At 31.4% G+C, this 22,461-nt stretch carries 23 protein-coding genes; 7 read left to right on the top strand and 16 right to left on the bottom strand.

Annotated features, from left to right (window positions below; all coding sequences use genetic code 11):
* The first annotated feature begins 231 nt into the window (after positions 1–231).
* Positions 232–1,950 (top strand): reverse transcriptase domain-containing protein, encoded by a 1,719-nt coding sequence (locus tag ACXAFS_RS12830; RefSeq protein ID WP_475307413.1) that lies wholly within the window; start codon positions 232–234, stop codon positions 1,948–1,950.
* A gap of 7 nt (positions 1,951–1,957) precedes the next feature.
* Here ACXAFS_RS12830 and ACXAFS_RS12835 read toward each other — a convergent pair whose 3' ends face one another.
* A complete protein-coding gene (locus ACXAFS_RS12835; protein ID WP_475307414.1) occupies positions 1,958–2,353 on the bottom strand; it encodes a hypothetical protein in 396 nt (131 codons plus the stop codon).
* A 117-nt stretch (positions 2,354–2,470) separates the two neighbouring features.
* Between ACXAFS_RS12835 and ACXAFS_RS12840 the strand changes: the two genes are divergently transcribed.
* Positions 2,471–2,914, top strand: coding sequence for an Lrp/AsnC family transcriptional regulator (locus ACXAFS_RS12840; RefSeq protein WP_475307416.1), 444 nt, complete (start codon positions 2,471–2,473; stop codon positions 2,912–2,914).
* A gap of 6 nt (positions 2,915–2,920) precedes the next feature.
* On the opposite strand, the gene ACXAFS_RS12845 is transcribed toward ACXAFS_RS12840, so the two are convergent.
* The 3 genes from ACXAFS_RS12845 to ACXAFS_RS12855 all read right to left on the bottom strand — a co-directional run bounded on the left by ACXAFS_RS12845 (position 2,921) and on the right by ACXAFS_RS12855 (position 5,626).
* Positions 2,921–3,565 carry a response regulator transcription factor gene (locus ACXAFS_RS12845; protein ID WP_475307418.1) on the bottom strand — a complete coding sequence of 215 codons (645 nt, stop codon included), beginning with the start codon at positions 3,563–3,565 and terminating at the stop codon, positions 2,921–2,923.
* Entirely contained in the window at positions 3,562–4,338 is a 777-nt protein-coding gene (locus ACXAFS_RS12850; protein WP_475307420.1) for a sensor histidine kinase, read from the bottom strand. The genes ACXAFS_RS12845 and ACXAFS_RS12850 overlap by 4 nt, the downstream gene beginning before the upstream one ends.
* A gap of 631 nt (positions 4,339–4,969) precedes the next feature.
* A complete protein-coding gene (locus ACXAFS_RS12855) occupies positions 4,970–5,626 on the bottom strand; it encodes a hypothetical protein (protein WP_475307421.1) in 657 nt (218 codons plus the stop codon).
* Between the two features lie 251 nt (positions 5,627–5,877).
* Between ACXAFS_RS12855 and ACXAFS_RS12860 the strand changes: the two genes are divergently transcribed.
* A complete protein-coding gene (locus tag ACXAFS_RS12860; protein WP_475307423.1) occupies positions 5,878–6,453 on the top strand; it encodes a hypothetical protein in 576 nt (191 codons plus the stop codon).
* Positions 6,454–6,520: 67 nt separating this feature from the next.
* On the top strand, positions 6,521–6,703 hold the full coding sequence (locus ACXAFS_RS12865; protein ID WP_475307424.1) for a hypothetical protein: 183 nt from the start codon (positions 6,521–6,523) through the stop codon (positions 6,701–6,703).
* A 22-nt stretch (positions 6,704–6,725) separates the two neighbouring features.
* On the opposite strand, the gene ACXAFS_RS12870 is transcribed toward ACXAFS_RS12865, so the two are convergent.
* The 3 genes from ACXAFS_RS12870 to ACXAFS_RS12880 are packed head-to-tail and all read right to left on the bottom strand — an operon-like array spanning position 6,726 to position 9,289.
* Positions 6,726–7,100: a VOC family protein gene (locus tag ACXAFS_RS12870; protein ID WP_475307425.1), complete on the bottom strand. Its 375-nt coding sequence runs from the start codon at positions 7,098–7,100 to the stop codon at positions 6,726–6,728.
* Positions 7,101–7,109: 9 nt separating this feature from the next.
* The gene (locus ACXAFS_RS12875; RefSeq protein ID WP_475307427.1) at positions 7,110–8,081 is read right to left on the bottom strand and encodes a YpdA family putative bacillithiol disulfide reductase; all 972 of its coding nucleotides are present in this window, start codon (positions 8,079–8,081) and stop codon (positions 7,110–7,112) included.
* Positions 8,078–9,289, bottom strand: coding sequence for an MDR family MFS transporter (locus tag ACXAFS_RS12880; protein WP_475307428.1), 1,212 nt, complete (start codon positions 9,287–9,289; stop codon positions 8,078–8,080). Before ACXAFS_RS12880 ends, ACXAFS_RS12875 begins: the two co-directional genes overlap by 4 nt.
* A 235-nt stretch (positions 9,290–9,524) precedes the next feature.
* Here ACXAFS_RS12880 and ACXAFS_RS12885 point away from each other — a divergent pair, with 235 nt between their 5' ends.
* A complete protein-coding gene (locus ACXAFS_RS12885; RefSeq protein ID WP_475307430.1) occupies positions 9,525–10,124 on the top strand; it encodes a DUF1684 domain-containing protein in 600 nt (199 codons plus the stop codon).
* A gap of 109 nt (positions 10,125–10,233) precedes the next feature.
* On the opposite strand, the gene crcB is transcribed toward ACXAFS_RS12885, so the two are convergent.
* A complete protein-coding gene (gene crcB, locus ACXAFS_RS12890) occupies positions 10,234–10,599 on the bottom strand; it encodes a fluoride efflux transporter CrcB (protein WP_475307432.1) in 366 nt (121 codons plus the stop codon).
* Positions 10,600–11,613: an SRPBCC family protein gene (locus ACXAFS_RS12895; protein ID WP_475307434.1), complete on the bottom strand. Its 1,014-nt coding sequence runs from the start codon at positions 11,611–11,613 to the stop codon at positions 10,600–10,602.
* 87 nt (positions 11,614–11,700) lie between these two features.
* Between ACXAFS_RS12895 and ACXAFS_RS12900 the strand changes: the two genes are divergently transcribed.
* On the top strand, positions 11,701–13,740 hold the full coding sequence (locus tag ACXAFS_RS12900; protein ID WP_475307436.1) for a dipeptidyl-peptidase 3 family protein: 2,040 nt from the start codon (positions 11,701–11,703) through the stop codon (positions 13,738–13,740).
* A gap of 124 nt (positions 13,741–13,864) precedes the next feature.
* On the opposite strand, the gene ACXAFS_RS12905 is transcribed toward ACXAFS_RS12900, so the two are convergent.
* From ACXAFS_RS12905 to ACXAFS_RS12935, 7 genes are all read right to left on the bottom strand, one after another.
* A complete protein-coding gene (locus tag ACXAFS_RS12905) occupies positions 13,865–14,275 on the bottom strand; it encodes a response regulator transcription factor (protein ID WP_475307437.1) in 411 nt (136 codons plus the stop codon).
* Positions 14,276–14,399: 124 nt separating this feature from the next.
* Positions 14,400–17,024, bottom strand: a complete 2,625-nt coding sequence (locus ACXAFS_RS12910; RefSeq protein WP_475307438.1) for a T9SS type A sorting domain-containing protein — start codon at positions 17,022–17,024, stop codon at positions 14,400–14,402.
* 116 nt (positions 17,025–17,140) lie between these two features.
* Positions 17,141–17,761, bottom strand: coding sequence for a response regulator transcription factor (locus ACXAFS_RS12915; RefSeq protein WP_475307439.1), 621 nt, complete (start codon positions 17,759–17,761; stop codon positions 17,141–17,143).
* Complete coding sequence (locus ACXAFS_RS12920; RefSeq protein ID WP_475307441.1) at positions 17,758–19,602, bottom strand: sensor histidine kinase; 1,845 nt, start codon at positions 19,600–19,602, stop codon at positions 17,758–17,760. The genes ACXAFS_RS12915 and ACXAFS_RS12920 overlap by 4 nt, the downstream gene beginning before the upstream one ends.
* A 37-nt stretch (positions 19,603–19,639) precedes the next feature.
* Entirely contained in the window at positions 19,640–20,233 is a 594-nt protein-coding gene (locus ACXAFS_RS12925) for a hypothetical protein (protein WP_475307442.1), read from the bottom strand.
* 18 nt (positions 20,234–20,251) lie between these two features.
* Positions 20,252–21,442, bottom strand: a complete 1,191-nt coding sequence (locus ACXAFS_RS12930; protein ID WP_475307444.1) for a C39 family peptidase — start codon at positions 21,440–21,442, stop codon at positions 20,252–20,254.
* Between the two features lie 320 nt (positions 21,443–21,762).
* The gene (locus tag ACXAFS_RS12935) at positions 21,763–21,948 is read right to left on the bottom strand and encodes a hypothetical protein (protein WP_138433748.1); all 186 of its coding nucleotides are present in this window, start codon (positions 21,946–21,948) and stop codon (positions 21,763–21,765) included.
* 105 nt (positions 21,949–22,053) lie between these two features.
* On the opposite strand from ACXAFS_RS12935, the gene ACXAFS_RS12940 reads away from it, so the two are divergent.
* Entirely contained in the window at positions 22,054–22,440 is a 387-nt protein-coding gene (locus ACXAFS_RS12940; protein ID WP_475307445.1) for a pyrophosphohydrolase domain-containing protein, read from the top strand.
* Positions 22,441–22,461 lie beyond the last annotated feature (21 nt).

Below are 22,461 nucleotides of genomic sequence, written 5' to 3' on the forward strand. Positions count from 1 at the left end.
AGAGTTTTATTAGCTTTATGCTCAATTATTGTGCTCATAGTTTTATTGATTTTGCTTGCGATCCGGCAGCAGTTACGGAGTGGTATACTTTACAAGAACACTTTGTTAAGTAGATATTGAAATTATTAAAAACAATAAAAACAAAGTAGACAAACAAAAAGTCTATAATAAACAAATTTGGCTTAAATCAATTCAGCTAAAGTAGAATGGCTATGAGCACTTTTTATATATATGAGTCAATCTTTCTTAGACATAAATAGCCGACAAGATTTAGCTTCTTTTTTAGATATCAGTTTGGAAAAACTCTTATTTAATGCTTATAAAGTAGACTCAAAATATAATGAGTTTTTCATAAAAAAAAGGAATGGAAAAGAAAGAAGAATTCTATCGCCAATTCCATCATTAAAATCAATTCAATACGTACTAGCTAACGAAATAACAGAGCATTATAAGCCAAAAAGACAAGTTCATAGTTATCTTAAAAATAAAGGTATAAGAACAAATGCTAATATACACGTTGGTCAGAAGAATATTTTAAATATAGATTTAGAAGATTTTTTTCCTTCTATTAATTTTGGCAGAATACGAGGTGTTTTTACATCGTATCCCTTTAAATTTAATATTGAGGTAGCAAACATTTTAGCGCAGTTATGTTGCCATAATAATGAACTTCCTCAAGGAAGCCCAACTTCACCTATATTATCAAATTTTATATGTAGGAATCTTGACAACGAGATACTAAAATTATCGAAAAAGAATAGATGTTATTATTCGAGATATGCAGATGATATAACAATTTCGACAAACTTGAATCGTTTTCCAAAATCTATTGCTGTTATTAGAAATGACGTTGTTGAGATTAATTCAGATGTTTTGAATATTATCAATAAAAATGGTTTTACTATAAACGCATCTAAATCATCTTTACGAAAGTGGTTTGAAAACCAATATGTTACAGGTTTGACCGTCAATAAGAAATTAAATGTTAAAAGAAAGTATATAAAGCAATTAAGAGCAATGCTATATGCTTGGGATAAATTCGGTCTTGATAAAGCAGCCAAAGAACATTTTGAAAAATACTCAACTAAAAGATACGATTCTAAGTCAAGTAGATTATTTGTTAAAATAATTGAGGGTAAACTACTGTTTTTATCAGATATACGAGGTAAGGATGATCAAATATTTAAAAAATATTTAGCTATTTTTCAAAGACTGTCCCCAAATAAAAATTTACAAAATTATTTGTCTTATCAAGGTGAGAAAATCTTAGTATTCACAGAAGGAAATACTGACTGGATGCATCTAAAAAGAGCATTAGATTATTTTGTTACTGACTATAAATATGTAAATCTTAAAAAGGCAATTAAGATAGTTGAATATAATCCTAATTTTTCTGTAGGTGACAGCAAGTTGAAAGAACTATTAAGAGCTCATTTAGTTTCAGGTAGAACAATACCAATAATAGGGGTTTTTGATTCTGATAATATTGGAAATTTGGGGGAGTTTATTCCAATAAAAGAGAAAAAGTATAATAATTTTGATAATAGGGTTTATACATTTTACTTACCAAAGCCATCTCATAGAAGAATAAATAAAAATTGTATTGAACATTATTATAAGGATTCAGATTTAAAGATAAAAGATACTTTAGGAAGGAGGTTGTTTTTGAGTAATGAATTCGATTCTGAAAGTGGAATTAAGCTAGATGATAATAAAATTAGATGTCATCTTGGAAGAAAAAAACTTGGCGCAGTAGAGGGAATTATAGATAATGACGTTAGAAACGAAAAACAAGAGAGTTTAGCTCTATCTAAAAAAGATTTTGCTACCAACATAATGAATAATAATGAAAACTATAAAAAAGTTGATTTTAAAAGTTTCAGACTAATCTTCGACATTATGATTGACATTATTAAAGATATAGAATTGAGCAATAATCAAAGAAAATAAAAGCTCTTTAAAGCGTTAACATCCAATTGCGCTTTAGCTTTCTAAAAGTTCTTATTTCACCACGTAAAAGCGGTAAATAATCTTTACCATTACTTTTAGAACGCTCTAAACGTCTACAGTTACTATATAGTTTGCTTGTAAGACGTTCTAGGCTTTCTAAGTGTTTATGTTTTTTATCAGAATAACGTTCGCGTTCTGCATTAATGATTTCTGGTGCAAGATTAGATGATTGCTGAACTATATCACCTGAGAAATAAATGTCGTTATCTTCTGTACCATCCTCATTCAAGTAAGATAAATCGTGATTTATATAGGTAGATATACTTCGAGATAGCATAATAATATCCATTGCCTTTTGATACACAGGCAAATCCGATAGATGCGATGGTAGGTTGTAGTTCATATTTTCAATAGCAATTGTTACGAAATTACTGAGGAATAATGAAATTTAACTTTAATTATTAAAGTTAAATGGTATATTAGCTTTAATAATTATATTATTTAATATTGTTTTCTTTAAATGAGTATAGATAATTTAAATTGGAAGATTTTAAAGTGTTTGCAGCAGAATGCGCGCATGTCTAATGCAGAGATTGGAAGGCGGGTAGGTATAAGCTCACCTGCTGTAAGTGAACGTATTAAAAAGATGGAAGATGCTGAAATTATTCAAGGCTATACCACGTTCGTTTCACCTTTTGCAGCAGGATATCAACTCAAAGCTTTAATAACAATTAGAGCCTTTATGGGAATGTTGAGACCATTTTTAGAAAAGGTAAAGACTTATGATGAAGTTATCAATTGTTACCGAATTACTGGAAACGAAAACATTGTAATGGAAGTGGTTTTAAAAAATCAAAAACATTTAGAATCTTTCATTGACCAATTGATTACCTATGGTGAGACAAAGACACAAATTGTACTCTCACACGTTATAAAGCATAGTGAAGTGAAGCCTTTGAAATAGTTTGGGTTAATCTGAGTATCCATTTTTAAGAGCATAAACAGCTAAACCTACTCGAGATTTCAATTCTAGTTTTTCAAATAGACTATCTCTATAATTTTCTACTGTTCTTGGACTACAGAACATTTTCTCTGCTATTTCTTTATATGTCATTTCTGTTGTAGTATACTTTAAAAACTCTATTTCTCTATCTGAAAGATTATTTTTTAGATTTGAGTTTATAGTATTTTCACTTATTGAAGTTAATATTTTGCTAGAAGCCCAATCTGGAAAAAAATGTCCTTTTTCTACTAATGTATTTAAGCCTTTTTCCAACTCAAGCGGTTGGGTATTTTTAAGCATATAGCCTTTAGCTCCATTTTTAATCATTTTTATTAGACTATGCTCGTCATCTTGCATACTTAAAGTCATAATTTTTATCTCAGGATGATTTTCTTTAATCCATTGGGCAGTTTCAAAACCATCCATTATTGGCATACTGATATCTAGTAGCACAATATTAGGTATAATAGGTTTTGACTTTAGTTTCTTTTGAAAATCTACACCGTTCTCGCTAATATGGATAACATCAAAATTTTTAAAATTAGAGATTATGCTTTTTAAAGCATTAGCAATTAAGATATGGTCATCCACTATGGCAATGCTATGTTTCATAGAATAGGAATATTTACAGTTAGTTCAGTCCCAGTTTTGTCGCTTTGCAATATTGAAGATCCATTAAGTATTTTAATCCTCTTATCAATATTTTTTAATCCTATGCCACTGGATTCTATAGTATTAATGTCAAACCCTTTTCCATCGTCACTTAATAAAAGGGTTAAGGTATTTTCATTATTTAAAAGATCAATAGAAATTATTTTACAATTGGAATGTTTAAGGCTATTCTGAATAAACTCTTGCACAATCCTTAGTAAGATGCTTTTTGTTTTGTATGAAGTGATATTAGTAGTAAGACTATTTTTAAATTTTATTTTACAAGTTTCAAGTTGATTCACTCGTGTAGATTCCTGAGAAATCAAATCTACCAGCGAACTATCTTTAATAGCATCATCTGTTAGGGATTTAGATAATTGTCTTAACTCGCTGAGAGATTCATTGATGATATCATTAATGTTATTAATGGTTGTGTTCAATTGTGGGAACTTATTTTCAAAAACAAGCTGTTGTAAATAGATACTAGACAATGTTAGTTTTTGCCCAACATTATCATGTATTTCCTTACCTATATGCTGCATAGTTTCTTTTTGAATTTCGTTTTGGGTTTTTAGGAGTTCTTCTTTGTGCAAAAGATCTATTGTTTCTAATTCCTTTAGATGTACTTTTTTCTTTTTGCGGTATTCTTTAATGAATAATATAATGCCAGTAATAAAAGCTGTGAAAAAAATATTGAATAGAACTAAGGTTAATATTAATGTGTCTTGCCCCATATAAAAGATGTAGTAAATAACATGTACATTAAACAATTAGTAGCTAAAAAATAAGTATTGTATCCATTCCATATATACCTGTAATTCTCATAAAGCTCTTTCCCAAATACATGAAACGGATAACTTCCAACATAAAAAAGAATTAGACCAAGATTGATATAAAACATTTTATTCTCCTTAAATTTAAGAATATCATCAGATTTTATTTGTTTGATGAACTCTAAAATGATCAGGCAAATAAGAAAAATAGAACCCATGTTTATACTTATTGAGTGAATTTCATATACACTAAAAAAGAATGTTGAAATACTTAAAGTGAATATATATATTAGAGTAACTAGTATAAATAATTTCTTTCTTTTTTGTGATTTATAGGCGTAAAGCCAATAAAAAAATAAGTATTCAATAGTAACTCCTACATATGTATAATAGATAAACTTACCCTCTCTACTATAAGTAACGTTAAACTTCCAAAAACATTCTTGACAGAAAACTATGATGAGGTAAATTGAAAACCATTTCCAGTTACTATCCTTAATTTTATTAAAATAAAATACTCCTGTTATTGCTGCAATGAGTTGAATAAAAACAAGAGTATTATTTAGTGTCAAATGAACTTCCTCCATCTTGTTTAGTTAAAAGTCATTCCGTCTTCTGGGTAAGGAGGATACATTTGTCCGTGGTTTTGTCTTAGATTTCCAGAAACAGAAGGTGTAAGAGCCATAATTAGTCTTGAATTATGTCCGTCAATTAATTGATCGTAAGCATGAGTTAAACCTAAATCATAAGTAGTGCTGTCTAATGGGTTGTAATCATATTGAGTATTCCCTTTTTTAATAGTTGGTATCATTACTAAAGTGTGATTCATTTCATACTGTTCAGTTATTGAATCGCCTAAAAAGCCAGATAAATCATTCCCATAATTAGCACCCGGACTCCATGTTGCTTTTTTCGGATAACGAGCATAATATATTCTTATACCTAAATCTTGATTTGATACATTTTGTTTTTTTCCTTCCATCTCAATATGATAGATGAATTTTTTTAGAGTCTGAATATCAAACCTTATAGCCATTATACTGTCTTGATTCAATCTAGCTTGTTTTTGGTATAGATCAGTCATTTCATGGACTAAACCAACTTCAAGTTGACTTTTAGGAGAGTTTTCATAATTCAAACATAGAGCGTTATTGCTTGTCCCGCTTCCTTTCCCATCAAAAAAAGTACAACTATTTAAAGATAAAATAATTATTCCGAAAAGTGCCAAGGGTAAAAAATGTGTTTTCATAGTATTGATTTTAAGTTATTTAAAAATACGTTTTAATATCTCGTACAAAGTAAAGACAAATTGTTTTTTTCGATCATAGGTCAATAACCTTAACTCTTAAGGTTAAAACACCCAAATATTTTCCGTACATCAAACATCCATAATAAGGTTATTGGCTCCTCAATTTAAATAGTCAATGTCTTCAACTTTGTAATGTAAAAACACGGAAGCCGAAAAGTGGATAGAGTAGGCAAGATTAAAAATTTAAAATTATGGATAATCAAAAAGATCAAAAACCTTGTTGCCCAAGGGATAATGAAGGTAACATCGTGAATATTTCTAGTTGCTGTGAAGGGAAAAGTAAAGATACTGGATATATCATACTAGAAAAGGAAGATAAATGTAAGAAGTGCCGTTTTGAAGTGTACATAACTAGATGTTGGTTAACACACAATAGTGATTGGAATCCTGAAGGTGGATTAATACTAATGGGATACGCCAACCAACAATCTGCTGTTGCACCAGGCTTGGGAACAACTTTAAAAGTTCATCCTAAACATGGTTGGATAAACCTAAATCAAAAAATAGGAGTTTTTAAGGTTATGGAGGGTGAAAAATTTCCAGTTTTATTGAGGGCAGACGCATTAGAATGGGGAAATGGTTTAGATGGAGCATCAGATGTTGGTTCTGATTTAGAACCAAGTGAACAAGGTGTACAAATAATTCTTGATTGTGAAGCCAATAAAGTGCCAACAAGTCAATTAGATATAAAGCTTCAGCGTCCAAGAGGCGGAGATGCAGGTAGGGTAGTTGTTGAATTTGCAGCTTTTAAAACCAGTTGTTGTTAAAAAAAGAATATGGAGTAAACCGAAAAGCCATTAAAAAAAGAGTAGGTAAACCAAAAATTGAAATACAATGGAAAATACAGAATTATTAAAAAAGATTAGTGACGTCATTAATCAAGAAAAAGATACTAAGTCAAATGAAAATAAGAATGACATTGTTCAGATGGCTATTCCTAGATGGGTTATAAAGTTAATTATTTGGGCTTTAAAATTGTTAATTGAGTTTCTTGAGACGAAATTAGAACCTAAATAATATTGAGTTAATACATATAGAATTAAATCCGCCAAGGCGGATTTTTTCTATCCTCTCCAGCTGTGTAAATAATGATTGGATTTTGGTCTGGGTCTTTCAATTTTATTTCAGTCCATAACCAAGATTGAGTGGTAATTTCTGTGTCGAAAACGATACCTTTTTGTTTGAGCATATATACAGTTTGGGTGAGGTTATCAACTTCAAAATAAATGATGGTTTGATTATCGTTAGATAGCTTTTCAACTTTATGAATTGAAAACGTTGCATCACCATCAGGACATAAAAATCTAACATATCGTGGTGCAGCATCAACAATGAGTTGCAGTCCGAGAGTTTTATAAAATTCAACAGATTTTACAACATCTTGCGATGGTATGGTCACTTGGTTTAAATTCATAATTCCAAATTATTCAATAGTATTAGCGATATCTTCTGCAATCATTTTAGCGTGAATGCGAGAGTTTTCAATAAACCATTTGTGTGTTTCCATTCCGCCACAAATTACACCTGCGAGATACAACCCTTTTATATTAGATTCCATTGTTTTGTCGTCGTAGAAGGGAATATGACGTTCGTCTTTAGAAAATTCAATTCCTGCTTTATTCAAAAACTTAAAATTGGGTTGGTAACCTGTTAAAGCTACAACATAATCGTTTGGTAAAATGATTTCGCCATCAGGTGTTTTAACACCAATTTGGTGTTCTTCAATTTTAATAATTTCAGAATTAAAATAGGCTTTAATGCTGCCCTCTTCAATACGGTTGAGAATATCTGGTCTTACCCAATATTTTACACGCTCACCAATACTTTCGCCACGAACAATCATTGTAACATTTCCACCTTTACGGTATATTTCTAAAGCAGCATCTACGGACGAATTACTGGCACCAACAACTGCAATATTTTGCAAAGTAAAAGGATGTGCTTCCTTGTAATAATGAAACACTTTTGGCAAATCTTCGCCAGGTACATTCAGCAAGTTTGGTATGTCATAAAACCCGGTGGCTATAATGACTTTTTTTGCTTTGTAATGGCTTTTGCTGGTAGCGACTTCAAAATGATGTTCAATCTTGTTAATAGTTGCTACTTCTTCATACAATTTAATATTCAATTGATTTGAAGTTGTCACTCTTCGGTAGTATTCTAAAGCTTCATTTCTGGTTGGTTTAGGATTGTTGCTTATAAAAGGAATATGATCAATTTCCAGCTTTTCAGAAGTTGAAAAAAATGTCATATTCAAAGGATAATTAAAAAGTGAATTGGTTAATGCACCTTTTTCAATGACAGCGTAGTTCCAGTTATGTTTTTTACATTCTAAGGCGCAGGCAATTCCAATAGGTCCTGCGCCAATGATTATGATGTCTAAATCTTTGGTCATAATTTAAGTTTCACTCTATTAATTAGCCAGTACGACAAAATTACGGCTATGAATCCATACGTCCCAGTAACTAACCAATTGATTTGGTAACCATAATTTTCAACAATGGTTAAACCAATTTTTGAACTAAAAATATGAGATACAGAAAATGCAATAGCATACAATGCTATATAACTACCTTCGAAGCCTTCTCTTGCTCTGCTTAGTGCAAATCTATTGGTGTAAGGAAAACCTAACATTTCGCCTACGGTTAACAAAATCATATTAATTATTAAAATACCAAACCAAAAGTTTTGGAATAGTAAATAAAAGCCTAAACTCATTAAAAGTGATGCTGTTAAAATATGTTTGGTTACAGGTATTAGTTGTTTTTCGAGAAAATTTAAAAAAGGCATCTCAAGTAAAATAATAAGTCCAACATTAATAATCCAAAACAGACTGATTTGAAATTCATTTAAACTAAAAACTTCTTTGTAATACAAAGGCATTGTAACTACGAGTTGAAAAAATGTCATTCCCATAAAGAAACAAATGGCAATAAAAACCCAATACGTCGTATCACTATAAACAATGTTTTTAGCTTTAGTGATGACATCTTCTGTAACCTTAGCAATCTTTTTCTCAGGTTCTTTCACTAAATATTTAAAGAGAATAATGGCAGAAATACAAGTAATACCATCTATCCAGAATAATAAATTGTAGCCTTGACTTACAATAATTAAACCTGCAGCTGTAGGACCAATAGCCATACCAGCATTAATTGCCAAACGAATAAGACCAATTGCTCTAGTTTGGTTTTCAGGCGTACTATAAGCTTTTATTGATACATAAATAGCAGGTCTAAAGCTATCTGCTATAGACATTATAAAAAGTATTGCAAAGCATAAGCCCCAAAATGATGAGATAAACTGAAGCCCAATAAAGCTAAATCCTGTTACAAATAGGCTAAAGACCATTACTTTGTAAAACCCAAAGAGGTCTGTGAGCTTACCACCAAGCCATCCTCCAATAGCAGATCCAATACCAAAAAAGGCCAAAATCCAGCCAGCATCATCTTTACTAAAATCTAAGTTATCGGTAAGGTATAGCGATAGAAAAGGAATAATCATTGTCCCAGCTCTATTAATAAGCGAAATCAAAGAGATATACCAAATCTCTTTAGACAATCCAGTGAAGGATTCAATATAATTAGTGTAAAGTTTTTTCATTTTGATTGATTGTTATAAAAATAAAAAGTCCGACGGTATCGTCGGACTTTTAAATATTGTTTAATAGTATATAGGAATAGCTACAATAGATAATACGTCCGAATGACTTCCGAAGAAATCGCACAGGTTTGTTTTGTATATCTATTGACTTGTAACATATTATTTTCTAATAACTTGACCCAAAGCTACAATAAAATTTGATAAGTTGTATTTTTGAAAATCAAAAAAATCTAAAATGAAAAAACTCTTAGTCATCTTTACTTTGGCATTCTATTTTGGATGCGCACAAGAAAAAACTGCTGTAAAAGGTGAAACCGAATGGCAAAAAGAAATGAATGCTGATTTTAAAGATGCTTCAAAATCGCCATTAAAATCTAAGGATTTAAAGAATTTTGAAGGTTTAGATTTTTTCAAATTTGATAGCACTTTTGTTGTGAAAGCCGTATTGAAGAGAACAACTGATACAAAGTGGTTTAAAATGAAAACCACCACGAGTAGAGAATCTGAAGAGCGTGTGTTTGGTGTTTTAACGTTTGAGTTGAAAGGACAGAGTTTTCAACTAAATGTGTATCAAGGTAAGGAATTAATGACTACTGAAGGTTATGAAGATTATTTGTTTTTACCGTTCTTAGACGATACAAATGGAGACACAACTTATGGTGGAGGACGCTATATTGATTTAAGAATCCCAGAAGGAAATGAAATAGAAATAGATTTCAACAAAGCTTATAATCCTTATTGTACATATAATGAAAAGTACTCTTGCCCAATAGTGCCAAGAGAAAATTATTTGCCCTTAAAAGTTGAAGCAGGAGTAAAGGCGTTTAAGAAGTAGTTTTGTTAGATGTTTATCTGTCGAATCGTTGAACTGTTTAATTGTGTATGAGAAATGAGTAATCACACTTCAAACTCTTAACTAAACACTATCTACTAGCAACTAAATACTACTTAACCAAATACAATCCCAAGAACACAGCTAAAAATCCAACGATAAAACTAGCAATGGTATAAATGGCAAAGTTCATAAAATCACCAGATTTTAGAAAAACATGATTCTCATAGGCAAAGGTTGAAAACGTGGTAAAACCACCACAAAAACCGGTTGCAAGTAGCAAGGTTTGATTTTGTGTAAGACTATCGTTTTTGGCAGCAAGCCCTAAAATTAAACCTATTAATAAACTACCTAAAATATTGGCAGCAAAGGTTCCGTAAGGAATTCCAGTTTCACTGCTGTTTAACCATTTTCCGATGAGGTAACGAAGCGTACTACCAAATCCACCACCAATAAAAACAAGAATGAGTTGCTTCATCTATTTTATCGGAATGTAGATTTCGGTAACCCAATCCGCAGGATTAGGATAATTCCCAGGGTCAGTGGTGTAAATTTCAAAAGGCTTTTCTTCCGATTGTTCTAAATTGTTTTTAACCAAGTAAGCCATAGTTTCTTCCCAAGCTTTACTAAGATTGGTATAATTACCTTTCAAGGTCGTTTTTAAAACCTTAATATTTGGAATGAAATTAATAGACACATCAGAACCTTCTGGTAATGTAATTTTTTCTTTAACAGGAATTCCATTACTCATTATCACATCAGCAGAGCTCATATCATTGTAAACCGTTAGTGGCATTCCAGATTGTTTGATGTCATTTTTACCCATAAACATCATAATTGCACCAAAATTCTCGCCCATTTTAGCACTAATGTTTTGTGAATTAGCATTGGTAGTTTTGTATAAATAATACCCACCACCATATTCAGTGACACCATTTATGGTCACTTCAAATTGTTTCATGTCATCTTGTACAATACTATCTAGCTTTTCTAAACTTCTTTCGTAATGTGGACCAATTTGCTTTTCCATTCCACCCATTAAAGTCGAAAATAATTTAAACACAAACGGTAGGTCTTTTCCAGAGATATTCCAAGTAACATCTGTAGAACCGTCCTCTTTGGTATCTAGCTTCCAAGAAACATCAGATTTAGGGAATTCTGCAAATTGCATTTCTTGAGTTATAGAATTGTGTGGATTGGCAGCTACCGTTGTCATTGTACCGACACCATCTTTATCTTCCCAAGAGTATGAACCACCAACACCAACATGATTTTCTGGAATAGTAAGTGTCATTTCAGGATCTGATTCAACCCAAGAGGACCAATCTTCCCAAGTTTCAAAATCTATAATTTTATTGTAGAGTACGGCTTGTGGTGCTTTTATATTTCTAGTCCTAGTGACCTCAAATGAGTTTGGCTGTACTGCAATGTAAATTGAAAATCCAATAACAAGTATGAGCAACAGCAACAGAATATACTTAAGAGCTTTCATTTTTAGTATGATTTAGTAGTTATCCAAAGATAGTAATTTGTCTTATAAGTGTTACATTTGTGAGAATTCAAAAAAACTAACTTAAATATGAAACTTAAATCAATATTTGTAATCTGCCTAATAGTGGTTTTTGCCTGGTCTTGTAAAAATGACAGTAAAGAACCTGTGAAGGAAGATACTACAGAAAAAGTAGCAGATAAGTTTGATTTTAATGTTGAGCAATTTGCGGACATAAAAATCTTACGTTATCAAATTCCTGGATGGGAAAATTTGAGCTTAAAAGAACAAAAATTAGTGTACTATTTAACGCAAGCTGGTTTAGCTGGTCGTGATATTATGTGGGATCAAAACTACAGACACAACCTTAAAATCCGTAAAGCTTTAGAAAATGTTTACACGACTTATTCTGGTGATAAAAATTCTAAAGACTGGAGTGCTTTTGAAACGTATTTAAAGCGTGTATGGTTTAGTAATGGTATTCATCATCACTATTCTAATGACAAATTAAAACCGGAATTTTCTAAGGATTACTTAAGCGAATTATTCTTGGCAACCAACACAAAGTTAGATGGTGAAGCTTTTGATGTTATTTTTAATGATAAGGATACTAAGAAAGTAAATCAGGCAAAAGGTGTGGATAACGTTGCATTATCTGCTGTAAATTTCTACGGACCAAATGTTACTAATGCAGATGTAGAAAAATTCTATGCAGCTAAAAAATCACCAAATCCAGATCAACCTTTGTCTTATGGATTAAACTCTCAATTAGTAAAAGAAAATGGTGTTTTAAAAGAGCGCGTTTACAAATCTGGTGGACTTTACGGTTCTGCAATCGATGAAATTGTAAAGTGGTTAGAAAAGGCACAAGATGTTGCAGAAAACAAGGCACAAGACGATGCTATCGGTTTATTAATTCAGTATTACAAAACAGGTGATTTACAAACTTGGGACGATTACAATGTGGCTTGGACAGCTGCTACTGAAGGAAACGTAGATTACATCAATAGTTTTATTGAAGTGTACAACGATCCGTTAGGTTACAGAGGTTCTTACGAAACTATTGTACAAATCAATGATTTTGATATGTCTAAAAAGATGAAAGTTTTATCTGATAACGCTCAATGGTTTGAGGATAATTCGCCATTAATGGACGAGCACAAAAAGAAAAACGTTGTAGGTGTAACTTACAAAGTGGTAACTGTCGCTGGTGAAGCTGGTGATGCATCTCCAAGCACACCAATTGGTGTTAATTTACCAAATGCCAACTGGATTAGAAAGGAAGTAGGAAGTAAGTCAGTTTCGCTAGGAAACATTATTAATGCTTACAATAATGCTGGTAGTACAGGTCGTTTAAAAGAGTTTGTACACGATGAGGAAGAATTACAACTTGAAGAAAAGTATGGTCAGTTAGCTGATAAACTTCATACTGCTTTGCACGAAGTTATTGGTCACGCATCAGGACAGTTAAATCCTGGAGTAGGTGAAACTAAAGAAACTTTGAAGAATTATGCATCTACTTTAGAAGAAGGTCGTGCAGATTTGGTTGGACTTTACTATTTATACGATTCTAAATTGCAAGAATTAGGCTTAGTTGACGATTGGAAATCTGTAGGAAAAGCAGCTTACGATGGTTACATAAGAAATGGTTTAATGACGCAGTTAATTCGTTTGAACTTAGGTGACGATGTAGAAGAAGCACATATGCGTAATCGTCAATGGGTTTCTGCTTGGGCTTATGAAAAAGGAAAAGCAGACAACGTGATTGAAAAAGTAACCAGAGATGGTAAAACCTATTTTAATATTAATGATTACGATAAGTTACACGAGTTATTCGGTCAATTATTAAGAGAAACACAACGTATAAAGTCCGAAGGCGACTACGCAGCTGTTGAAGCTTTAGTAGAAGGTTATGGTGTTAAGGTAGATCAAGCAATTCACGCTGAGGTTTTAGAGCGTAACAAGCAATTTACATCTGCACCTTACAGTGGTTTTGTAAACCCAGTTTTAGTACCTGAGATGGATGAAAATGGTGAAATTACAGCAATTAAAGTAACACAGCCAGTTGGTTTCCCAGAACAAATGTTAGAGTATAGTAAAACGTTCAGTTTCTTACCTGAGGTCAACTAAACTAAAATTTTTTAGAATAATTTTGAAAAGCAGCCTATTTAGGCTGCTTTTTGTTTGTGCTATACTTTAAAAGCAGAGAATTAATACTTAATAGAATGAGAAGAATAATCATAGCGTTTAATTTTTAAGATTCAATATTATCGAGTTGTTGTAATTTGTAGATAATAGCAAAAACAATAAGGCTATCTTTTCCTTTAAGCTTTAGTTTTTTTCTAATGTTTTTACGGTGTGTTTCTATGGTTGATTTGCTGAGATTAAGTTCTTGAGCAATATTTTTATTTGGTAAGCCTTCACCTATTAGTAGTACAACTTGTCTTTCGCGATTAGTGAGGTTGTTCCTGCTGTGTAAACTATTATTGAATTTTAATTTTATAGAGTTTGTAAGTGCTGAAACAATCTCAGGACTTTTACAGATACATTTTATGTTTTCCAACACTTCAATAAGTTCATTAGTGGTTAATTTTTTCTCTTCATTATCAATAGTAGAAATTAGTTTTAATAGCTGATTTTTAGCGGTTTTGGATGGATAATACATACATTAAAAATATATATGTTGAGCACATAAAAAAATCCCCTTTAAAGGGGATTTTTATTGATAGCTGGTTAATAGTCTTTTCCCTAAAGTTCATAGCAACCTAACTATCTTAATTAACAACTAACTAATGTTTTATGAAGCGTTTTGTAATTGTTGAGTTACCGATTTTTAATACCATAAAATATAGGCCTCTTTCTAAAGAAGTAATATTTACATGGGTTTCACTTGAATTGACATCAAAAGTTTGTACCGACTTACCAGTTATATCTACTATAGAAGCACTTATGTCTTCATGATGATTGTTAAGATTTATTTTGATTTCATCTTTTGCTGGATTTGGGAAAATGGATGCAGTAATATCAATAAAATTATTTATGCTCAATGTGTTTTGAGGTGTAACTCTAAAATCGTAAGATCCGGTTTGGTCCGTTCCTGTGATAATGAAATAGTAGTTGCCAGCATTAAGGTTAACCGTATTAGTTGTTCTTGAAGAATTAGTACCATCATGATTAAGTTGAAAAACTTGATTGCTATTTACAGCATCATATACAGTTAATGATGCATTATTATTTAATCCTTCAAAGGCATTTAATTGAAATTCTACATCATCATTTTGAGATAGTGTGAAACTATAATAATCCTCAGTATCACTGCCAGAGCTATAGTAACTTAGTCTTCCTGCATAGTCTTGGTTAAAATTGATTTCTGTTGCCTCAAATAGCGAATTGTTTGGTTCTGTGTCATTTTCCGCTGTAAAATTTTGATTCCATCCGTACAAATCATAATCTGTACAACTATTGCCAGTTATTCTTAAGAAATAGTTTGAGCTAGATTCAATATTGTTATAAGTGAGTGATGTAATTGATCCAGAGTTTTGATCTTGAGTAATACTCGTAAGCATAGAATAATCGTTTCTCAATTCTACTGTAGAATCACCATATAGGTCAAAATAAAACTCAATAGGTGTTGAGTTTGAAATAGGAATATCATAATAATCGTAATTATCAAGACTAGAACCGTTTCCATAACCTACCTGTCCAAATACATTGTCGTACTCATCTAAAGTTTGAGAGTCATTAGTTGTGTTGTTAGGTTCCAATTCTCCATTTACACCCGAATAAGTATTTGTTGCATACAATTGGTATGATGTACAAGATGCTGAATAAAGCGAAAGATAATATGTCTCTCCTTCAGCAGCGCAAGGGACACTTACAGATGTAACTTCTCCATCAGAGTTGGTGTTAATATTGCCAACGGAAATAGGGATACCTTCATAATAATAGAAATAAACTGTACCTATAAAGGGTTCGCTAAAGCTGATTTCTAATGCACCATTATAGTCAGTTTGTATTTCGTAGTAATCAATATTATCTATTTGATTTATAATATTGTATCCGATTTGGCCATTAAAATTGCTATCAAACGGTAAGTATTCTGCAGTACCTATATCATTATTAGGTTCGTATTCATCACTACCATTTGTTGCGCCATTAGAAAACGTATAAGAAATAGAGTATGTACTACAACACTCTTGACAACTTCCACCATTTGTGAATCCACTACCTATAGGTGAATTTGTGGTGTCTTCAACCTTAATATAATAGGTTCCTTCTGTAATACAGTAAAAATCATAGTTTGGGTCAGTACCATTATTTGTGAAATAGGTAGGTGATAAACTTCCGTCTAAATTTTCAAAAAAAGCTTCTAGTATTCTTACATAAGTTTGAGATGCATTTAGGGTTATAGTAGCATCACCTGATTCAGCTACTATAAATTTATACCAATCAGCATCATCGTCTAATGCTTGTCCATTAGCATCTGGTGTAATACCATGGCCAATATTGCCATATTTGGTCTCATTTAAATTTATAGTTAATGCCTGATAGTCTAAGTCATTTGGTTCGTTGTCAATATATCCAAGAGGTTCTTGCATATTCCAATACATTTGATAACTATTATCATTTCCAGCTATTTTTAGGAAAACAACATCTCCCTGTTTAAGGCAATATGCTGAAGCTAAAAGTAGTCCATTAGTATTGCTGTTTTGATAACCTATACCAGAAGTTGCAGAACCATCATTATTTTGCTTATACATTTGTATGTATGTAGAATAATAATCTTCTATAACAGTATCATGGTTAACAGTTATATTTAGTGTTCCATTAGTAGGAACAGTAAGTTTGTACCAATCATCACTTTCTGCTATGTTATTAATATCTCCAGGTATAAATTGCCCATGGCCTTCGTATAAACTGTTCTCAGTTGTAATTATAGCTTGTGTATAATCATCATTAGGTTCTGAGTCATTATTATACATAGGTGGAACCACAGTATAAGAGATGTCATAAGCTGCTGTCCAGTAACTAGGACTTAAATTGGCAGAAATGCTAACGTCTACTGTTATACCAGCTTGTAGACCGTTTGTTTCCATCTCAATATTAGATCCAGTTTGATTTTGGGCTACTCCAACAGTCTGGCCTGATGGAGTTCCTCCATTATTTGTATAATTGATACTTGCGTTTATTGTAAAAGCAACAGGGTCACCATTAGTACTAGAACTAGATAAAGTACCAGAGAATATAATCTTGCCATCATAAGGTATTATAATTTGATAAGTGTCAAAAGTATTGTTGCAATTGGTCGTTGCATTATAGCATAAGTCATTAACAGTAAAATTGCCAGAGCTTTGTGAGAACACATTATATGATAGGCATAATGTCAATAAAATTAAGGGTAATAATCGTTTCATAAGTTACAAGAATTAATAGTCAGTGTAAACCTACAAAACGTATTAAAGCAAAAAAATCCCCATTAATGGGGATTTTTTATTGAAATTATAGAAGATTTTTATTGATCAGAGAATAATTAAAATTTATACTTCTTTTCTAGAGCATAGCGCATTAATTCGCCTTTGCCATGTAGACCTAATATCCGAATCATATTCTTTCGGTGTGTATCTACAGTATGTACACCAATAAATAATTCGTCTGCTATTTCTCGAGAGGTTTTCCCTTGACCGACAAGTGCTAAAATTTCTATTTGACGTTTTGTGAGCTTGCCTTTTGCTTTTTTGTTGGTGTTGTTATCATCTTCTACTTTGATGTTAGCATCAAAGTAGGTGTCGCCATTATAGACGGAACGTACAGCTTTAAGGACTTCTTCCAAAGGTGAATTCTTGAGTAGATAGCCAGAAGCGCCAGCATCTAGCATTTGTTTAATTGCATCTTGTTGATCAAACATTGTAAATCCTAAAACTTTGGTATGAGTGAGTTCTTTTTTTATCGCTTTGGTAGCAGAGATTCCATCGACTTTAGGCATCCTAATATCAGTGATAACAACATTAGGTTGCTTTAATCTTACCAATTTTAGTAATGCTTCACCATCGTTGGCGGTGCCCACAATCTCAATATCATCTTCGTATTCTAAAAGAAGTTTTATACCATCAATTAATGACTGATGGTCTTCTGCAATTGCTAGTCGTATCATAATGGTATATCGATTATTACAGTTGTTCCTTTATTTTTTTCAGACTCAATGGTCAGTTTCCCATCCAAATGTTCTACGCGTTTATCAATACTGCTAATTCCCATGCCTTTATTAGTTTTTGTTACCTGATTTGGATTAAACCCTTTACCATTATCTTCGACCATAATATTTATAGTGTCGTCATGATTAGTTAAATGAATCGTAACTTCAGTTGCCTCAGCATGTTTTATAACGTTGGTAATGAGCTCTTGAATAATTCTGAACAAGGTTAATTCTAAACTATTCTCTAATCGATTATCTAGACCATGATCAATAACGTCTATTTGTATTTTGTTAGAAGCAGATATTTTCTCAGCCATGTTCTCTACAGCTTTGAGTAAACCTTGCTTAGCAATAACGCCAGAGTTTTTAGCATGAGCAACAGTACGTACTTTTTGGTAAGCTTCTTCAATAAGGTTGTTGGTTCTATTGAAGAGCTCTGGTGAGTCTTTATCTTTTAAGGCATTAAAATGCAACTTTACGTTGGCCATCAATCCACCTAAATCATCATGCAGATCGTTAGCAATGCGTTGACGTTCCTTTTCTTGACCTTCAATCATGGCATCAATAGCAGTTAATTCTTGCTCTTTTAAAACAGTTGCTAATTTTTGAGATTCTATTTCTTTTTCTTGTTCTGCAAGTTTTTGTTTGCGTTTGGTGTTTTTAAACAATAAAAATGCAATGATGCTTCCTAAAACTAAACTTCCTCCCAAACCAATAGCTATGTTTTGGTTTTGTTTTCTCTTGGCTTCGGTTTCTAGATTTTCAGTTTTTAAAATCAGATTTTCATTTTCTTTTTTTTCCGCTTCATATTTAGTTTCATATTCTGAGACTAATTGCAGATTTTTAGTTTGATTCTGAACCAATCTTTGACTAAGTGCTTTATTGTGATACTTTAATGCATTAATCGAATCACCCAAGGCATTATAATTATAGTACTTATATAAATTAACATACGAGTCTAAAATTTGGTATATATAGCCATTTTGGTTATTTTCAATTTTGCTTAGTACTTCTATGGATTTATTGTACTTTTTTTGTTGGAATAATAGGGATGCTAAATTTACATCTAGGGCTATATTTTTTTCATTTTCAAAATACCCTTTTTTAGAATCAAAAAACACTTTAGCTTTATTCAAATAATAAAAGCTACTGTCAATATTTTGTGTTAATCTATTGTGATACGCAGAGTTACTGAGATAAAGTTTAGCTGTGTTAAAAGTTAAAGAATCATTCTTGTAAAGAGTATTTATCTGCTTGTATTTTTTTGTCAAGACTTCAGTTGAGTCTTTGTAAAAGAATCGCATTGTTATTTTAAAGTCGTAGAATTCTGCTAATTTCTTATCATAATTATTAGCAGCATGTTTTTTATAATTATTTATCACATATTTATATGATATATCATTTAATGTAAACAATGTTCTACTATAGATTTCTAGGAGTAATCTAGAGTTTAGACAAATTAAGACTTTATTATTTATACTTTCAGAAATGTTTAAGCTCTCTTTTAAAAGTGTATAAGCTTTTAATTCACTCCCATCTTTTAAATAAAATTTTAATGATTTATTAATTTTATTTAAAGCTATTATGCGTTTATCAGTGGTGTAATCTAACGAGCGGTTTAAGTCTATCTGATCAAATTTTCCATATTCGATTACATTAAGATAATTAGTTAGTTGAAGTGCTAATTCTTTATTTTTGATTGCACTTAATACATTTTTGGCTTTTTCATACTTACCTATATTACAAAAATGCAAAAAAGTGCTTTCCTCTGTTTGACCAAATGATAAAATTGGAAACACGAAGAAAAAAACACTTTTGTAAATATGTATTTTAATTTTATTCAAAAATACAAACATCAGGTATACAGAATCCATATTTACCCCAACCCATATCCTCTGGTGGTCTGAATTGTTCCTCGGATCCATTTCTTCTAAAGGCGACGTCAATGTATTGATCTCCATCCCTTAAGTGTGTATATGGATTAATATATGTTGAATTATCTAAGTCTTTAGGATTGAAAAGACAATCAGGTGGTGAAGTAATAAAGACATTAAATACTGCAATTAGGCCTGACTCTATTGGTTTTTCTAATAGGATTTGAACATTATTTAGATGATCATTCTTTTTAAAAGGTTTTACTTCTAAATTAAAATTTAAAATGTTCTCCGTATTTTCATCTGATTCATCAACTGCAAATTGATGGTTTCTGAAATCATTTAAGCCAATTGTAATTGCGCCTCTAAAGTTTTGAAGTCTAAAACTACATTCAAAATTATAAGCTTTTTGGTCTTTAGCTACTTCTATTTCTTCATAGTTATGAATCATTATATAAATCATATAAAAAGTTCCATGGTGCTGTCCACCATAAATAGGCTGCCATGTATCGTTCTTTTTTAGATTTAATGGAAATTTTAAATTTTCGTGTGCCATATAATTAGGGTTTATTGATTACATAGTTAATGCTGATCCACCTATTGGTCTTGTCCGGTCTTCAGCAAAATATTCGATTGTAGGTAAGGAGATTAGTGAGTATATAAAGTCGTTATAACTTTGCCATTCTGTGTTTAAGGAATAATTAAAAGGATATTTCACAGGTTTAACATATATTATATTTTCTTTTAATTCTAATTGAATTGTTATAGCATAATTCTTTAATACAGTGAATGCATCTCCTCTTTTAATTCTATTAAAGACAGAAAGATTAATTCCTTCTTTGTCAATCTTTTTTCTTAATAAATTTTCGTCAATAAAATTAAGGTCTCTAATACCAAAAGTTGTTTTGTTAATGTAAGGCCAACAGAACGTTTTTAATCGATCATTTTTGTCATTCTTTGGTTTGGTATTCTCATTAATTAATTTAAACACCTCATGTAACTCTTCCTTGTCGTAAGCATTTTTATTCAGTAAATCATTAATAAGTTGAGCTAATCTTGAAGGTTCATTATGTGATAAATATGACCAAGGATCAAGAAGGATAACTCTGTTCAGAAGGTTGTCTCTAGAAAACTCAAAAATATCATTTTGATATTTCTCAATAAACTCATCAATGAAATTTATACTTTGTTGAAGAGCTACATCTGTCTTTAGATGGTCTCCTTTTACTTCAGTAGTCCACGCGCTTTCAACGATAATTTTTCGTCGAAATTCATCCATTTTATAATATGTTTCGCCAATGCTATTTTGAGGATCGGTAACAAGGACATATTTGCAGTCACCTTTTTCACCGTAACCGGTTATAAGGTTCATGTGAGCACTACGGTTTATCCTTATTTTTAATACAATTGGAGATTGGCATTTTTTTAATGTAGTTTTTATATATTCAAAATCATCTAAATTGAGTATTTGAATTTCTTCAGTGTCAAATCCACTTTTATCATATACTTCTACAAGGTCAGTTTCCTTCAAAGGTAAATCACAACCAACAGGTATAGTGTTGTCTGTAGTACAACAACTAAATCTATGATTATCAATAAAATTAGACCTGTACTCACTTACTAGTTCACATTGTGTTCTTCCAAATTTTGATGGTGCTTTAAGACCAATCACCATTTGTGAAAGACAGGCTGCCCAGCACCAGTATGAAGACTCTGGTTGAGGCATATATTTCAGTTCTTTAAAACAATAAAATTTATATTCCATTCTGTAATTCCTTGATTCAAAGATGCCAAGTAGGAGTACATCAAAACATACCCAATAAAGGGTATATTTCTGTCTATAAGTTAAAAAATAAATGTGAATTGATAAGAAAATTAGGACAAACGACTAAAAAAGTAGTTGGCTATATCAATGGTAGTTAGTTTTACTAACAATCATCGGTATTATTAGAGCTAATGACCAAAAGCAATCCATTAAAAATGACTAAAGCCAAAACCACGTATAGAAAAATCATAGCACCTTTTCCTATAAAACAATTGAAAGGGTGTATCTCCTCTAAAAAAGTGTGAAAAATATGAGAGTAATTACATTAAAAGAAACTTCACTGCGGCAATCATACCAATAAAGCCAATAAATGCAATAAGAATCCAAACAGTTCCTTTGTAATAGGCTTTATGGATTTTTAAATCTTTACGATATTGGTAAGCTACAGCAATAACAAAAGCTATAAAAAATAATATCCCAAAAATCAGTTGACCTGTAGTAAACATTAGTGTATTTTTATGCAAAAATAATTAAAATTAGAGCAAAATCATCAAAAAATGATGGTCTCTGTTCTATATACGAAAAAATAACAACCTTAGTTTTTATTCAATATGCAAGATAAAATTAATGCCGTAAAAGCATTTCACACAGCCTTTAAAATAGGACACAGAGAAACACCAAAAGCTGATTTAGGAATAGAAAAAAATATGCTGCGCTACAAACTTATGCGCGAAGAAAACGAAGAATATCTCGAAGCTGCTAATGATAATGATTTGGTAGAAGTTGCAGATGCGCTAGGTGATATGCTGTACATTCTTTGTGGTACAATTATAGAGCATGGACTTCAGTATAAGATAGAAGAGGTTTTTGAAGAAATTCAGCGTAGTAATATGAGCAAACTCGGTGAAGATGGTGAACCAATTTATAGAGAAGATGGTAAGGTTCTTAAAGGACCTAATTACTTTAAACCAAATATTAAAGATATTTTAGAGTCGTAAAAAAAAGCAGCCAATCGGCTG

The sequence above is a fragment of the Winogradskyella sp. ABM4_392 genome, assembly GCF_056160445.1.

Coding starts and splice junctions, on each gene's coding strand:
- ACXAFS_RS12830 (WP_475307413.1), top strand. CDS start 232: ATGAGTCAATCTTTCTTAGACATAAATAGCCGACAAGATTTAGCTTCT.
- ACXAFS_RS12835 (WP_475307414.1), bottom strand. CDS start 2,353: ATGAACTACAACCTACCATCGCATCTATCGGATTTGCCTGTGTATCAA.
- ACXAFS_RS12840 (WP_475307416.1), top strand. CDS start 2,471: ATGAGTATAGATAATTTAAATTGGAAGATTTTAAAGTGTTTGCAGCAG.
- ACXAFS_RS12845 (WP_475307418.1), bottom strand. CDS start 3,565: ATGAAACATAGCATTGCCATAGTGGATGACCATATCTTAATTGCTAAT.
- ACXAFS_RS12850 (WP_475307420.1), bottom strand. CDS start 4,338: ATGGGGCAAGACACATTAATATTAACCTTAGTTCTATTCAATATTTTT.
- ACXAFS_RS12855 (WP_475307421.1), bottom strand. CDS start 5,626: ATGAAAACACATTTTTTACCCTTGGCACTTTTCGGAATAATTATTTTA.
- ACXAFS_RS12860 (WP_475307423.1), top strand. CDS start 5,878: ATGGATAATCAAAAAGATCAAAAACCTTGTTGCCCAAGGGATAATGAA.
- ACXAFS_RS12865 (WP_475307424.1), top strand. CDS start 6,521: ATGGAAAATACAGAATTATTAAAAAAGATTAGTGACGTCATTAATCAA.
- ACXAFS_RS12870 (WP_475307425.1), bottom strand. CDS start 7,100: ATGAATTTAAACCAAGTGACCATACCATCGCAAGATGTTGTAAAATCT.
- ACXAFS_RS12875 (WP_475307427.1), bottom strand. CDS start 8,081: ATGACCAAAGATTTAGACATCATAATCATTGGCGCAGGACCTATTGGA.
- ACXAFS_RS12880 (WP_475307428.1), bottom strand. CDS start 9,289: ATGAAAAAACTTTACACTAATTATATTGAATCCTTCACTGGATTGTCT.
- ACXAFS_RS12885 (WP_475307430.1), top strand. CDS start 9,525: ATGAAAAAACTCTTAGTCATCTTTACTTTGGCATTCTATTTTGGATGC.
- crcB (WP_475307432.1), bottom strand. CDS start 10,599: ATGAAGCAACTCATTCTTGTTTTTATTGGTGGTGGATTTGGTAGTACG.
- ACXAFS_RS12895 (WP_475307434.1), bottom strand. CDS start 11,613: ATGAAAGCTCTTAAGTATATTCTGTTGCTGTTGCTCATACTTGTTATT.
- ACXAFS_RS12900 (WP_475307436.1), top strand. CDS start 11,701: ATGAAACTTAAATCAATATTTGTAATCTGCCTAATAGTGGTTTTTGCC.
- ACXAFS_RS12905 (WP_475307437.1), bottom strand. CDS start 14,275: ATGTATTATCCATCCAAAACCGCTAAAAATCAGCTATTAAAACTAATT.
- ACXAFS_RS12910 (WP_475307438.1), bottom strand. CDS start 17,024: ATGAAACGATTATTACCCTTAATTTTATTGACATTATGCCTATCATAT.
- ACXAFS_RS12915 (WP_475307439.1), bottom strand. CDS start 17,761: ATGATACGACTAGCAATTGCAGAAGACCATCAGTCATTAATTGATGGT.
- ACXAFS_RS12925 (WP_475307442.1), bottom strand. CDS start 20,233: ATGGCACACGAAAATTTAAAATTTCCATTAAATCTAAAAAAGAACGAT.
- ACXAFS_RS12930 (WP_475307444.1), bottom strand. CDS start 21,442: ATGGAATATAAATTTTATTGTTTTAAAGAACTGAAATATATGCCTCAA.
- ACXAFS_RS12935 (WP_138433748.1), bottom strand. CDS start 21,948: ATGTTTACTACAGGTCAACTGATTTTTGGGATATTATTTTTTATAGCT.
- ACXAFS_RS12940 (WP_475307445.1), top strand. CDS start 22,054: ATGCAAGATAAAATTAATGCCGTAAAAGCATTTCACACAGCCTTTAAA.